Origin of the sequence: Kitasatospora sp. NPDC050463, from assembly GCF_040655255.1 — a bacterium.
Classification (GTDB): Bacteria; Actinomycetota; Actinomycetes; order Streptomycetales; family Streptomycetaceae; genus Kitasatospora.
Genome location: NZ_JBFAJO010000009.1, coordinates 103,143 through 115,988, shown reverse-complemented (window position 1 = coordinate 115,988; position 12,846 = coordinate 103,143). Strand labels below are relative to the sequence as shown.

11 protein-coding genes are annotated in these 12,846 nt (G+C 73.1%); 3 read left to right on the top strand and 8 right to left on the bottom strand.

Features of this window, described 5'->3' with window-relative positions:
• Positions 1 to 94: 94 nt before the first annotated feature.
• A complete protein-coding gene (locus AB0J08_RS08325) occupies positions 95 to 2,152 on the bottom strand; it encodes a hypothetical protein (RefSeq protein ID WP_360628887.1) in 2,058 nt (685 codons plus the stop codon).
• Between the two features lie 239 nt (positions 2,153 to 2,391).
• Here AB0J08_RS08325 and AB0J08_RS08320 point away from each other — a divergent pair, with 239 nt between their 5' ends.
• Positions 2,392 to 3,327, top strand: coding sequence for a pyridoxal-phosphate dependent enzyme (locus tag AB0J08_RS08320; RefSeq protein WP_360628884.1), 936 nt, complete (start codon positions 2,392 to 2,394; stop codon positions 3,325 to 3,327).
• Here AB0J08_RS08320 and AB0J08_RS08315 read toward each other — a convergent pair.
• Together AB0J08_RS08315 and AB0J08_RS08310 are read right to left on the bottom strand one after the other, a co-directional pair.
• Entirely contained in the window at positions 3,324 to 4,859 is a 1,536-nt protein-coding gene (locus AB0J08_RS08315) for an LCP family protein (RefSeq protein ID WP_360628881.1), read from the bottom strand. The two genes, AB0J08_RS08320 and AB0J08_RS08315, sit on opposite strands and share 4 nt — an antisense overlap.
• 155 nt (positions 4,860 to 5,014) lie before the next feature.
• Positions 5,015 to 5,479 (bottom strand): MarR family transcriptional regulator, encoded by a 465-nt coding sequence (locus tag AB0J08_RS08310; RefSeq protein WP_360628878.1) that lies wholly within the window; start codon positions 5,477 to 5,479, stop codon positions 5,015 to 5,017.
• A 127-nt stretch (positions 5,480 to 5,606) separates the two neighbouring features.
• Here AB0J08_RS08310 and AB0J08_RS08305 point away from each other — a divergent pair, with 127 nt between their 5' ends.
• Both AB0J08_RS08305 and AB0J08_RS08300 read left to right on the top strand, forming a co-directional pair.
• Positions 5,607 to 6,632, top strand: coding sequence for an NADP-dependent oxidoreductase (locus AB0J08_RS08305; RefSeq protein ID WP_360628875.1), 1,026 nt, complete (start codon positions 5,607 to 5,609; stop codon positions 6,630 to 6,632).
• A 354-nt stretch (positions 6,633 to 6,986) separates the two neighbouring features.
• Complete coding sequence (locus AB0J08_RS08300) at positions 6,987 to 7,481, top strand: DUF3145 domain-containing protein (protein WP_360628872.1); 495 nt, start codon at positions 6,987 to 6,989, stop codon at positions 7,479 to 7,481.
• A 112-nt stretch (positions 7,482 to 7,593) separates the two neighbouring features.
• Here the strand turns inward: AB0J08_RS08300 and fabF are convergent, their stop codons facing one another.
• The 5 genes from fabF to AB0J08_RS08275 all read right to left on the bottom strand — a co-directional run bounded on the left by fabF (position 7,594) and on the right by AB0J08_RS08275 (position 12,604).
• Complete coding sequence (gene fabF / locus AB0J08_RS08295) at positions 7,594 to 8,859, bottom strand: beta-ketoacyl-ACP synthase II (protein WP_360628869.1); 1,266 nt, start codon at positions 8,857 to 8,859, stop codon at positions 7,594 to 7,596.
• Between the two features lie 141 nt (positions 8,860 to 9,000).
• On the bottom strand, positions 9,001 to 9,243 hold the full coding sequence (locus AB0J08_RS08290) for an acyl carrier protein (protein ID WP_329487501.1): 243 nt from the start codon (positions 9,241 to 9,243) through the stop codon (positions 9,001 to 9,003).
• An 80-nt stretch (positions 9,244 to 9,323) separates the two neighbouring features.
• A complete protein-coding gene (locus AB0J08_RS08285; RefSeq protein WP_360628866.1) occupies positions 9,324 to 10,370 on the bottom strand; it encodes a beta-ketoacyl-ACP synthase III in 1,047 nt (348 codons plus the stop codon).
• Positions 10,367 to 11,317, bottom strand: coding sequence for an ACP S-malonyltransferase (locus tag AB0J08_RS08280; RefSeq protein ID WP_360628862.1), 951 nt, complete (start codon positions 11,315 to 11,317; stop codon positions 10,367 to 10,369). Before AB0J08_RS08280 ends, AB0J08_RS08285 begins: the two co-directional genes overlap by 4 nt.
• A 90-nt stretch (positions 11,318 to 11,407) precedes the next feature.
• Positions 11,408 to 12,604 (bottom strand): helix-turn-helix domain-containing protein, encoded by a 1,197-nt coding sequence (locus AB0J08_RS08275; RefSeq protein ID WP_360629030.1) that lies wholly within the window; start codon positions 12,602 to 12,604, stop codon positions 11,408 to 11,410.
• Between the last annotated feature and the right edge of the window lie 242 nt (positions 12,605 to 12,846).

Genomic DNA, 12,846 nt, shown 5'->3' with positions numbered 1-12,846 from the left:
CGGTGAACCATCCCGGTCACAGCACCAGGTGCCTGGTCGGCCGGGGTGCGCGCCGGCTCGTGGCGCCCCCGGTCCTCGGCGCAGGCTGCGCCGCTCAGCCGAGGTCGACCGGCTGGACGGTCAGGCCGCCGCGGCCGTCGTTCGTGAGGACGGAGACCGCCAGGCCCGGAGGCGTGCCGCCGACCGTCAGCGCCTTGAGGTCCGCGAGCAGCTGGGAGGGCTCGTCGACGTAGAACCTCAGCGGGTCCGGGGAGCTGGCCGCGAAGTCCAGCACGTCCTGGGCACTGCGGAGGTGCAGCGCCCACTCCCAGACCCGCCACGAGCGGCCCTGGTCCCGGTTCAGCACCCCGAGCCAGAGGTTGTCCTCGGCCGAGCCCCAGTCCTCGACGGTCTCGCCCCAGGCGCGGCTCCCCGCGAGGGAGACGGCCACCCGCCCGTCCCGGGGCTGGCTCGCCGCGATCACCGCGACCCGTTCGGCCACGCCGGGGCGGGCTGCCTCGCCGCGCAGCAGGTCCCGGCCGGCGCTGCCCGCCCAGCCCGTCGGGCCGCCGTCCGGCTGGGCGTTGCTGACCACGGTGAAGGCCAGGCAGCCCGTCACGGCCAGCACGGCGGCGCCCGAGCGCAGCCTCGCCGCACCCGGTCGGCGCGCTGCGCTCGCCGCCGCCCCCGGGTGCTGTCCGGCGAGCGTCCGGCGCCCGAGCATCGGCAGCAGGCCGGCGGCGAAGCAGATCAGCCCGACCACCAGGAGTTGGTGGAGCATCTTCTCGTAGAAGTAGGACGTCACGCCGACCGTGACCAGCTGGTACTCCATCACGCCGAAGCAGAGCAGCGAGACCGCGGCGAGGGAGCCGAGGGCCACCCGGCGTGGCCGGTTGGCGCGCGCGCTCCGCGTCAGCAGGGCGGCGAAGGCGGCGACCACGAGCGGCAGCAGGAGGTGCCGGCTGACCGGGCCGATGCCGCCGGGCAGCGTCAGGACGTCCGCGGTCCCGGCCGACTGCTGATTGACGTACGGCGGGAACAGCGCGAGCGCACCGCTGAGCAGGGCGATCGGCAGGACGGTCGCCCAGTGCCGGAGCCAGCTGCGCCGGTTCACCACGGCCCAGGCGAGCACCGTGGCGGCGGCGGCCGGAAGCAGCAGGTAGTGGCCGAAGGAGATGCCGACCGTCAGCGCGGCCAGTACGGCGACCTGTTCGCGGGTGCGGTCGAGCGGGCGGATCGCCAGGCCGACCAGGATCGCGAGGAGGCCGAGGGCGAAGACCTCGCTCAGGAAGCCCCGGCTGTGCAGGCGGGGCAGCTCGGCGACGATCAGGTAGGCGGTGGCCGGAACGGCGAGGGCCAGGGCGCGCCAGCCGCGCAGCGCGGGCCCGGCGGCGCGGCGCACCGCCCACAGGACGGCTGCCGTCAGCGCGGCGGTGACCAGGGTGAAGAGCGTGACGAAGAGGGACGCCTGGGCGAGCGGTGTGCCCCGCTCGGTGCCACCGTGCAGGAAGCTGGTCACCACGGCGAGCGTCAGGTGGCTGCCCTGCGGGTAGGTGCCGAGGCCCAGCATCACGGTCTCGGCCGCCTCGCCCTGGTGCAGGGAGGTGAGGCCGCCCAGGCGCAGGATGGTGTCGTAGAGGGCGGCGTGGCGGCCGAGGTCCTCGGCCTCCAGCACGGTGCCGAGGCGGCCGACGGCGTCCCGCCGCAGCAGCGGGTAGAGCAGGAACGCGGCGGCCGCTGCGGCGCAGAGGAGCACCGGGCGGTCGTGGGTCGGGACGGCGCGGCGGAGCCGGGCGCGCAGCGGAAGCGGGACGGTGGTCGGCGCCGGGCGGCGGATCAGCCGGATCGCGGCCAGCGGGAGGGCGGTGGCCTCGGCCAGCACCACCGGGTGCAGCCCCCAGGGCCAGTGGCCGGCCAGCAGGCCGAGCGCGCAGGTCCACCCGATCAATGCGGCGCCGGCGATCACCAGGCGGTCGAACGCGGTGGCGCGCGACCCGATCAGGGTGGCGGCCGCGTACCAGAGCAGACCGAAGGTCAGCAGGTCGGCCGAGGCCAGGTGCAGCACCGGTGGAAGTCCGAGGAGGACGGCGGCGAACCAGAGGTGCCGGGAGCGGCGGCGGCCCTGCAGGCCTCGGAGCCGTCCACCTCCGGCGGAGCCCTGTCCCGTCGTCACCGGATCCGGCGTGGATCTGACGGGTGTCGCGATCGACATCATTCCCCCATGAACATGCTGAAAAGTTGAGAATATCGAGTAGTTAGTATGAATATCCGTGCGGCACCAGTGTGAGCCATGCTGGACGTGCGCAGCACACGCGGGAGGCCCGGTTGGGCGACGGTTTCGTCCCGGCCCCCGCGCCAGGACCAGCGGGCGGCGCCGCCGGGGCGCCGCCGTCGGCTCCGTATCCTGGCCCGATGCTCGAACCCGCACTGCTGCCGACTCCGCTGACGGACTGCACCGACGAGGCGTTGGCGCGGGTCGGCGTGGAGCTGCGGCTCAAGCGCGACGACCTGCTGCACCCGGCGGTGCCGGGCAACAAGTGGCGCAAGCTCGGGCCCAACCTGGCGGCGGCCCTCGCGCAGGGGCACACCAGACTGCTGACCTTCGGCGGGGCGTACTCCACCCATCTGCGGGCGGTGGCGGTGGCCGCCGGCGCGCTCGGGCTGGAGAGCGTCGGGCTGGTCCGGGGCGAGGAACTGGCGGGGGCCCCGCGCAACTGGTCGCTGCGGGCGGCCGAGGCGGCGGGTATGCGGCTGGCGTTCCTGTCCCGGTCGGCGTACCGGGAGACGGCCGGCCGCTGGGCGGCCGATGCCGAGACCGAGGCTGCTCTGCAACGGCGCTGGGGCCCCTGCCTGGTGCTGCCGGAGGGCGGCTCCAACGCACTGGCGGCGATCGGCGCGGCGGCCGTCCCGGCGGAGCTGCCCGACCTCGGCGAGCGGGACGTGGTCTGCTGCCCGGTCGGCACCGGCGGCACCCTCGCCGGTATCGCGGCCGGCCTGCCGCCGGGTGCGCGGGCGCTCGGGGTGGCGGTGCTGCGCGGCGGCGCCGGGTACCTGGAGGGCGAGGTCGGGCGGCTGCACCGGGCCGCGTACGGCCGGGAGTTCGACAACTGGCGGATCGACCACGACCACCACGGCGGCGGCTACGGCAAGGTGCCGGCCGCGCTGGCCGCCTTCGCCGAGCGCTTCGAGCTGCGCCACGGCATCGCGCTGGAGCATCGCTACGTCGCCAAACTGCTCGCGGCCCTGTCGGACCTGGCCGCCGCCGGTGCCTTCCCGGCGGGTACCCGGCTGACCGCGGTGGTCACCGGGCTGCCCGACCCGTCGCCGAGCGGACCGGGCCGGACCTAGCCGAAGGTCAGGTTGGCGCAGGGGTCGGTGTCGGCCCCGCGGGCGTTCTCGGCGATGCCGGTCGGGACGCCGCCGGGCGTGGCCGTCGCGCCGGAGCCCGGACCGGTCGTCGGACCGGTCGTCGGACCGGCCGGGGTGCCGGTGGCGTCGGGCTTCGTGGCCGTCGCCGGGTGGTAGTCGCGGCCCAGCGTGACGGTGATCCCCCCGCTGCCCGGCTCCTCGACCGAGCGGGCCTGCGGGAAGAGCGGCACCAGTTGGTCGGCGGTGGTCCTGAAGGCGGGGTCGTAGGCGATCTCGGTGCGCAGCCGGCTGCCGCTGGTGGCGTCCAGGGCGACGTTCTGGAAGCCCTTGGCGCGGACCGCCTCCGCGCCCTTCCCGGCCAGCCCGGGGGTGCCGACGCCGTTGACCACGGTGATCGGCACGGCCGCCTGCTCGGGGGAGAGCGCGGTGGGCGAGACGGCGGGGAGGGCGGCGTCGGACGGGGAGGGGGACGCGGCGGCCGGGTCGGCCACCTGGCCGGTGTTCTGGCCGTCCAGCGTGCGGCCCTCCCGCAGCAGCTTCCAGAGGGTGTCCACGTCCGGGTGGACCAGCGCGACCCGGTCGCCGGAGAAGCGCCACGGGGTGGTGACGAAGGTGATGTCGGAGAGCTTGATGCTCTGCAGCGACTGGGCGAAGTCCACCAGCTTCATCGCGGTGCCCAGGCCCTCGTCCACGGTGAGCGAGCGGGTGGCGGCGTCGGCCAGCGGGAGCAGGGTCGGCAGCGAGAAGCCCTGGCCCTGGATCTTGCTGATCATCGCGGAGAGGAACGCCTGCTGGCGCTTCATCCGCCCGATGTCGGAGTTGTCGCCGAAGCCGTACCGCGCCCGCAGATAGTCCACCGCGGGCTGCCCGGAGAGCTTCTGCATGCCCTTCCTGAGCTTGATGTTGTGCGAGTTCACGTCGTTCGGGACGCAGACGTCCACGCCGTTGATCGCCTCGGTCATCGCGGCGACGCCCTTGAAGTCGACCACGATGGTGTGATCGATGCGCAGGCCGGTGAGCGCCTCGACGGTGTTCTGCGTGCAGGCCGGGTTCCCCTGGGGGAACTCGCCTATGGTGAACGCCGAGTTGAACATCTGGTTCGTCCGGGGCTCCGTCCACCTGCCGCTCGGCAGCTTGCAGGACGGGATGGTCACCAGCGCGTCGCGGGGTATCGAGACGCCGACGGCGTGCTTGTGGTCGGCGTAGACGTGCAGCAGGATCGCGGTGTCCGAGTGGCCGACGCCCTCCTCGCCGCCGCCGAGGTCGGCGTTGCCGTCGTCCCGGGTGTCCGAGCCGAGCAGCAGGACGTTGACCGGGACGGAGGCGCCCGGGGTGACCGGAACGGGGGCGGGGGGCCGCTCGGTGGCGACGCCGCCCGCGTCGAAGGTGGTGATGTTGCTGTCCAGCCGGTGGTAGAACCAGGCTCCCGCCCCGGCGACGGACAGCACCAGAACGGCGGCGAGCCCCACGGCGGTCCGTACGATGCGCCGCCGGCGTGTGCTGCTGCTCATCCTTCCCGGCCCCCCGTCTTCTGGTGTCGTTCCTGCGCACCGGCCGTGGGAGGGCCGGTGCCAAGTCTCGAACCTTAGACGACTCGGGAGAGTGTTCGGTTACAGCCGATGGCCTGCCAATTCGGCCGGATCGGCCGCTGGGGCTGTGATGCTGCTCACGCCCCCGGGCCGGAGGCGCCCGCCAGCATCCTGCGCAGCAGGTCGCGCAGGGCCGTCCGCTCCTCCGGGCCGAGCGCGGCCAGCGGTTCGCGGGCGAAGTTCAGCGACTCGCGCAGCTCCTCCGAGGCGGCCGAGCCGGTCTCGGTCGCGGCGACGAGCTTGACCCGGCGGTCCTGCCGGTCGGCCTCCCTGGTCACGAAGCCGCGCGACTCCAGCCGGTCGACGATGCCGGTGATGTTGGACGGCTCGCAGCTGAGCGTCTGGGCGATGTGGCGCATCGGCATCGGTCCGCGCCGCAGCAGCGCGAGGACCTTGGCCTGGGCTCCGGTGAGCGAACGGGCGGCGGCGGCCTCCTCGTACTCGCGATGGAAGAGCGCGACCAGATTGGCCATCAGGTCGACGACCTCACGGGTGATCTCGTCGGGCTGCGGCGTGGCGGCCCCGGTCGGCTGGGTGTCCATGGGTGACAGTCTACCTGAACAGTTGACAACATGAACCTTTCATGTCCATCGTTACTTCAGTCGCTCAACCTTTTAGGTCGGGCGGTATCACCGGGGGACCACCCAGAAACCTCAAGGAGCACCACCGATGGCAGAGCAGGAAGCGCCCGCCACCGCCCGCGAATGGCACCTCGCCGCCCGCCCGCAGGGCTGGCCGGTCCCGACGGACTTCGCCCTGGTCCAGGCGCCGGTCCGGGCCCCGGGCCCCGGCGAGATCCTGGTGCGCAACACCCATCTCTCGGTCGACCCGTACATGCGCGGCCGGATGAACGACGTCAAGTCCTACTCCCCGCCGTTCCGGCTCGGCGAGGCGATGGACGGCGGCGCGGTCGGCTACGTGGTCGCCTCCGCCGCCGACGGCTTCGCCCCGGGCGACGCCGTGCTGCACGGCCTGGGCTGGCGCGAGTACGCCACCGTGCCCGCCGAGCGAGCCGTGAAGGTCGACCCGGCGGCCGCGCCGCTGTCCGCCTACCTCGGCGTGCTCGGCATGACCGGTCTGACCGCCTACGCGGGCCTGCTGGCGGTCGGCGGCCTCAAGGAGGGCGACAAGGTCTTCGTCTCCGGCGCGGCCGGCGCCGTGGGCTCGATGGTCGGCCAGATCGCCCGACTCAAGGGCGCCTCGCTGGTGGTCGGTTCGGCCGGCTCGGCGGAGAAGGTCGCCAAGCTGGTCGACGAGTACGGCTTCGACGCCGCGTTCAACTACAAGGACGCGCCGGTCCACGAGCAGCTCGCCAAGGCCGCCCCGGACGGCATCGACCTCTACTTCGACAACGTCGGCGGCGACCACCTGGAGGCCGCGATCGGCGCGCTCGGCGTGCACGGCCGGGCGGTGCTCTGCGGCGCGATCGCGCAGTACAACGACACCACCGCCCCGGCGGGCCCGCGCAACCTGGCGCAGGCGATCGGCAAGCGGCTGCGCCTGGAGGGCATGCTGGTGCGCGACCACGCGGCCCTGCAGCCGCAGTTCATCGCCGAGGTCGGCGGCTGGCTGCGGGAGGGGAAGCTGCGCCACGAGGAGACCGTGGTGGACGGCTTCGAGAACACCGCGGAGGCCTTCCTGGACCTGCTGCGCGGCGCCAACACCGGCAAGATGGTGGTCCGCCTGGACGCCTGACGCCGGGTCAGTGGACCAGCCGCCCCGCCGCCCCTCCGGGCGCGGGGCGGTTTGCGTACCGGGCGCAGGGCATCGCGTCGCACTACCGCATTCCGGCCGGATCCGAAAGTGCGTCATCCATGGTGCGGGACGGCGCGGTACGGTGGTCCCGCCTCACGATGGGGCCGTTCGGGGGAGAGATCCCACCGAGGGGTGGACCTCGTTGGGGATTCGATTAGCATTGAGCGAAAGCCTGTCCGTTTTGCTCAATTTAGTGGCTTAATGTCGGCTAACGTGGGTAACTGTGGATCAACTACAGGCACGAACGCGAGGCAGCTGGGGAAGGCGACCCTCGTCCACAGCCTGGAGGTCCCGGTGACGACACGTGGAGTCCTGTACGTCCACTCCGCGCCCCGCGCGCTGTGCCCGCACGTCGAGTGGGCCGTCGCGGGGGTGCTCGGTGTGCGGGTGAGTCTGGACTGGATCCGCCAGCCGGCCGCGCCCGGCCACTGGCGGGCCGAGCTCTCCTGGCAGGGAGAGTCCGGTACGGCCTCGAAGCTCGCCTCCGCGCTGCGCGGCTGGCAGTTGATGCGGTACGAAGTCACCAGTGAGCCCTGCGCCACGGCGGAGGGCGAGCGGTACAGCAGCACGCCCGCGCTCGGCATCTTCCATGCCGTCACGGGTATCCACGGCGACATCCTGATCCCCGAGGACCGGCTCCGCGCCGTCCTGCTGCGGGCCCGCAGCGAGGGGGCCGATCTGGAGGCCGAGATCTCCCGACTGCTCGGCAAGCCCTGGGACGACGAGCTGGAGCCGTTCCGCTACGCCGGCGAGGGCGCCCCGGTGCGCTGGCTGCACCAGGTGGTCTGAGCCGCCGCGGTTGGTCCGGCCGAGGTCACCCGGCCGGGCGGTCCGGTGCGCACGAAGGGGCCGGCGCTCGTCACGAGCGCCGGCCCCTTCGTCATGGGCTCCGGGGTGGACCTCAGACGGTGCGGAAGGCCAGCACCACGTTGTGGCCGCCGAAGCCGAACGAGTTGTTCAGCGCCGCGATCCGGCCCTCGGGCAGCTTGCGCGGCTCGTCCCGGACGATGTCCGCGTCCACGTCGTCGTCCAGCTCGTCGACGTTGATGGTCGGCGGGGCGAGCCGGTTGTACAGGGCCAGCACGGTGGCGACGGTCTCGATGCCGCCGGCGCCGCCCAGCAGGTGGCCGGTCATCGACTTGGTGGCCGAGACGGCGATGTGGTCGAGGTGCTCGCCGAGCTCCTTGCGCAGCGCCTTCAGCTCCGCCGTGTCACCCTGCGGGGTCGACGTGGCGTGCGCGTTGACGTGCACGATCTCGGCCTTGTCCAGCGCGTTGCGGTCGAACAGGTCGGCCAGCGCGCGGGCCACCCCGGCACCGGTCGGCTCGGGCTGGGCGATGTGGTGGGCGTCGGAGGAGAGGCCCTGGCCCACCGCCTCGCAGTAGATCCGGGCGCCGCGCGCCTCGGCGTGCTCGACCGACTCCAGCACGACCACGCCGGCGCCCTCGCCGAGCACGAAGCCGTCGCGGCCCTTGTCGTACGGGCGGGAGGCGTGCTCGGGGTCGTCGTTGTTCTTGGACATCGCCATCATGTTGGCGAAGGCGGCGATCGGCAGCGGGTGGATCGCCGCCTCGGTGCCGCCGGCCACCACGACGTCGGCGCGGCCGGAGCGGATCATCTCGATCGCGTAGCCGATCGCCTCGGCGCCGGAGGCGCAGGCGGAGACGGGGGTGTGCACACCCGCGCGGGCGCCGACCTCCAGGCCGACGTTGGCCGCCGGGGAGTTGGGCATCAGCATCGGGACGGTGTGCGGAGAGACCTTGCGGGCGCCCTTGTCCTTCAGTACGTCGTACTGGTCGAGCAGGGTGGTGACACCGCCGATGCCCGAGGCGATCACGGCGCCCAGGCGCTCGGGGGCGAGCTTGGAGGAGTCGTCGGTGGCGGGGGTCTCGTAGCCGGCGTCGGCCCACGCCTCGCGGGCCGCGATCAGCGCGAACTGCGCGGAGCGGTCCAGCCGGCGGGCCAGCGGACGGGGGAGGATCTCGCCGGGCTCGACCGCGGTGCGCGCGGCGATCCGGACGGGCAGCTCGGCGGCCCACTCCTCGGTCAGGGCAGCCACTCCGGAGCGCCCGGCGACCAGGTTCTCCCAGGTGGTGGCGGCGTCGCCGCCCAGCGGCGTGAAGGCGCCGATACCCGTGACGACCACGGTACGGTTTTCAGCGGTCACTGGATCTTCTTCTCTCACGTTTGTGCGGGGTGCGGCGGCGAGCCGTGGATGGCCCGGCCGGGCGCCCGGTGGGGCGGCCCGGCCGGCGTGTCGGCCGGCTGCGGGAGCCGGCCGACGTCAGGCGTCGAACGAGTCGAACGCTCAGGCGTTGGCGAGGATGTAGTCCACCGCGTCGCCGACGGTCTTCAGGTTCTTGACCTCGTCGTCCGGGATCTTCACGTCGAAGCGCTCCTCGGCGGCCACGACGACCTCGACCATGGACAGCGAGTCGACGTCCAGGTCGTCGGTGAAGGACTTGTCGACCTCGACGTCCTCGGTCGGGATGCCGGCGATCTCGTTGACGATCTCAGCGAGACCTTCCAGGACCTCGTCCTTGGTAGCCATACTGGCTGCTCCTCTTCGGTGGTGAATGCGGCCGCCCGGCGGACGGACGCAGGCTTGCGGATGGGTGAGGCGAAAGTTGCCTAGGGGAGCGTAACGACTGCTGCCGCGTAGACCAGACCCGCCCCGAACCCGATGATCAGCGCGAGGTCGCCACTGCGGGCCTCGCCGCTCTCCAGCATGCGTTCCATCGCCAGCGGGATGGAGGCCGCGGAGGTGTTGCCGGTCTCGGTGATGTCGCGGGCGACAGGCACCGATTCGGGCAGCTTCAGCGCCTTGATCATGGCATCGGTGATGCGCATGTTGGCCTGGTGCGGGATGAACGCACCGAGCTGGTCGGCGGTGATCCCGGCGGCGTCCAGCGCCTGCTGGGCCACCTTGGCCATCTCCCAGACCGCCCAGCGGAAGACCGACTGGCCCTCCATGCGCAGGGCCGGCCACTTGCCGCGACCGTCGTCGTGGGCCTCGCCGAGGCCGTTGACGGCGTCCTCCTTGCCGAAGGCGGTGTCCCAGGCCTGGGTCTGCGAGATGACGTCCTTCTGGGAGCCGTCCGAGCCCCAGACGACCTTGCCGATGCCGGGCGTGTCGGACGGACCGACGATCGCGGCGCCGGCGCCGTCACCGAAGATGAAGGCGGTCGAGCGGTCCGACCGGTCGGTCAGGTCGCTGAGCCGCTCCACGCCGATCACCAGCACGTACCCGGCGCTGCCGCCGCGGATCATGCCGTCGGCCAGGCTCAGGCCGTAGCCGAAGCCGGCGCAGGCGGCCGAGATGTCGAAGGCCGGGGCGGTGCCGCAGCCCAGCCGCTCGGCGATCTCGGTCGCGATCGCGGGGGTCTGCTTGAGGTGCGAGACGGTCGCGACGATCACGCCGCCGATCTGGTCGGGGCTGATCCCGGCCTGCGCGATGGCCTTGCCGGCGGCCTGCACCGACATCTCGGCGACGGACTCCTCCGGGCCGGCCCAACGGCGCTCGGCGATCCCGCTGCGGCTGCGGATCCACTCGTCCGAGGAGTCGATCCAGTTCAGCACCTCGGAGTTCGGGATCACCCGGACCGGGCGGTAGCCGCCGACACCGTGGATGCGCGCGTACCGGGCGCCCGTGACGGGCTTGATCTGGGGCTGGCTCATGCCTTGGTCTCCTGATCCTGACCGCCGTGCTCCGCGACGAGCGCACGGGCCTTGTCGAGATCGGCGGGGGTCTTGAGGGCAAGCGTCGCCACACCCTTGAGGTTGCGCTTGACCAGTCCGGTGAGGGTACCCGCAGGGGCGAGCTCGATGACGGCTGTCGCGCCCAGCTGCTGCAGGGTCTCCATGCAGAGGTCCCAGCGGACCGGGTTGGAGACCTGCGACACCAGGCGGTTCAGCACCTCGGTGCCGTCGGTCACGACCTCGCCGTCCCGGTTGGAGACGTAGGCGACCTTGGGGTCCGCGACCGCCAGGGTCGGGGCCAGCTTGGCCAGCCGCTCGACACCGGGCGCCATGTGCTCGGTGTGGAACGCGCCGGCGACCTTGAGCCCGATCAGCCGCGAGACGGGCGGCGGATCGGCCTTGAGGGCCTCCAGCTGGGCCAGCGTGCCGGCCGCGACGATCTGACCGCCGCCGTTGTTGTTGGCCGGGGTCAGACCGTGCTCCGCCAGCTTGGCGGCCACGACCTCCGGGTCGCCGCCGAGGACGGCGAGCATGCCGGTCTCGGTGGCGGCGGCGGCCTCGGCCATCGCGAGGCTGCGCTCACGGACGAAGGTCAGCGCGTCATGGGCGGAGAGCACCCCGGCGCCGGCGGCGGCGGTGATCTCGCCGACGCTGTGGCCGGCCACGGCGCCGACCAGCGCACGGGCGCCGTCCTCGTCCGGGAACAGCGCACGGGCGGTCACCAGACCGGCCGCGACCAGCAGCGGCTGGGCGACGGCGGTGTCCTTGATCTCCTCGGCGGATGCCTCAGTGCCGGCGTGCACCAGGTCGAGCCCGGCGACCTCCGACCAGCCGCGCAGGCGGTCGGTGACACCGTCGAGCTCCAGCCAGGGGCTGAGGAAACCGGGGGACTGGGCACCCTGTCCAGGGGCGACGATTACGAGCACGGTTCAACCCTCTCTCGCCAGGCGCCCGCGGGCGGGTAGGCGACGGTAACGAAGAAAAGCATCCGGGATTGTCAGTTCCCTACATCGGGGTCAACTCTGCTCCCCGGCCGCGGCGAGTCGGCCCAGCGCCAGTGCGATACGCAGCGTGAAGGCCGAACGTACGTCGGAGGGAGCGTAGCCCGTGACGTCTGTCACACGTCGGAGCCGGTAGCGCACCGTGTTGGGGTGAACGAAGAGCATCCGGGCGGCTCCCTCCAGGGAGGAGGCCTGCTCCAGGTAGACACTCAAGGTCTCCAGCAGTGCCGAACCGGCCTCGTCGAGCGGTGTGTAGATCTCCTCCACCAGCTGACGGCGGGCCGCCTGGTCCCCGGCGAGCGCCCGCTCGGGCAGCAGGTCGTCGGCCAGAGCCGGGCGCGGGGCGTCCGGCCAGGCGGCGCAGGCCCGCAGGCCGGCGGCGGCGGCGTGTGCCGAACGGGTCGCCGACAGCAGGTCGGGCACGGTCGGGCCGACCACCACCGGGCCCGGCGCGAACTGGCCGATCAGGGCCCGGGCCGCGTGCACCGGCTCCTTCTCGCCGCCGACCACCACCACCAGGCGCTTGCCCAGCACCCCGGTCAGGACGTGCAGCTTGGCGTAGCGGGCGGCCCGGCGGATCGCCTCCACCACCAGCTCGCTGTCGCCGTCCGGGGCGCTGCCCATCACCACCCGGACCTGGCTCGGCTGGCCCCAGCCGAGCGCGGCGGCCCGCGAGAGCACCCCCTCGTCGGCGTCGCCGGAGAGCAGCGAGTTGACGACCAGTGCCTCCAGCCGGGCGTCCCATGCGCCGCGCGCCTCGGCGGCCTGGGCGTACACCTGGGCGGTGGCGAAGGCGATCTCCCGGGCGTAGACCAGGACGGACTCGCGCATGTCCGACTCGTCGCCGGGGGAGGCCACCTCCTCGATGGCCTCCTCCATCACCTCGATGGTGGTGCGGATGAGCTCGACGGTCTGGCGCAGGGTGATGGCCCGGGTCAGCTCGCGCGGCGCGGTGCCGAAGACGTCGGTGGAGATCGCCTGCCGGGCTTCCGGGTGGCGGTACCACTCGGTGAAGGCGGCGATGCCGGCCTGGGCGACCAGGCCGATCCAGGAGCGGTGCTCCGGCGGCATCCGCCGGTACCAGCCGAGCTGGTCGTCCATCCGCGCGATCGCGGCGGTGGCCAGCTTGCCCGCGGACTTCTCCAGCCGCTTGAGCGTCGCGGTCCGCCGTTCGGCCCGCTCGGCCGCGAGTCTGCGCTCCTGCGCGGTCAGGCGTGGCGCCGCCCGGCCGGGCCGGTCGCGGCCGGAGCCGGGCGTCGGGCTCTTCCCGTTCCTGTCGGGCTTGGCGGTCGGATCGTTCTTGGAGTTCGCGGAGGCGGCTGGCACAAGGACAAGACTGCCTCACCGGAGTGACTGCTCGTGCACACCCCCCGGCGCAGTGGCACGGTGGCCACCGTCACGATCACGGCGCCGGGGGTGCCCCGGCGGCTCGGGCACGGGCGCGCCGCCCGGTC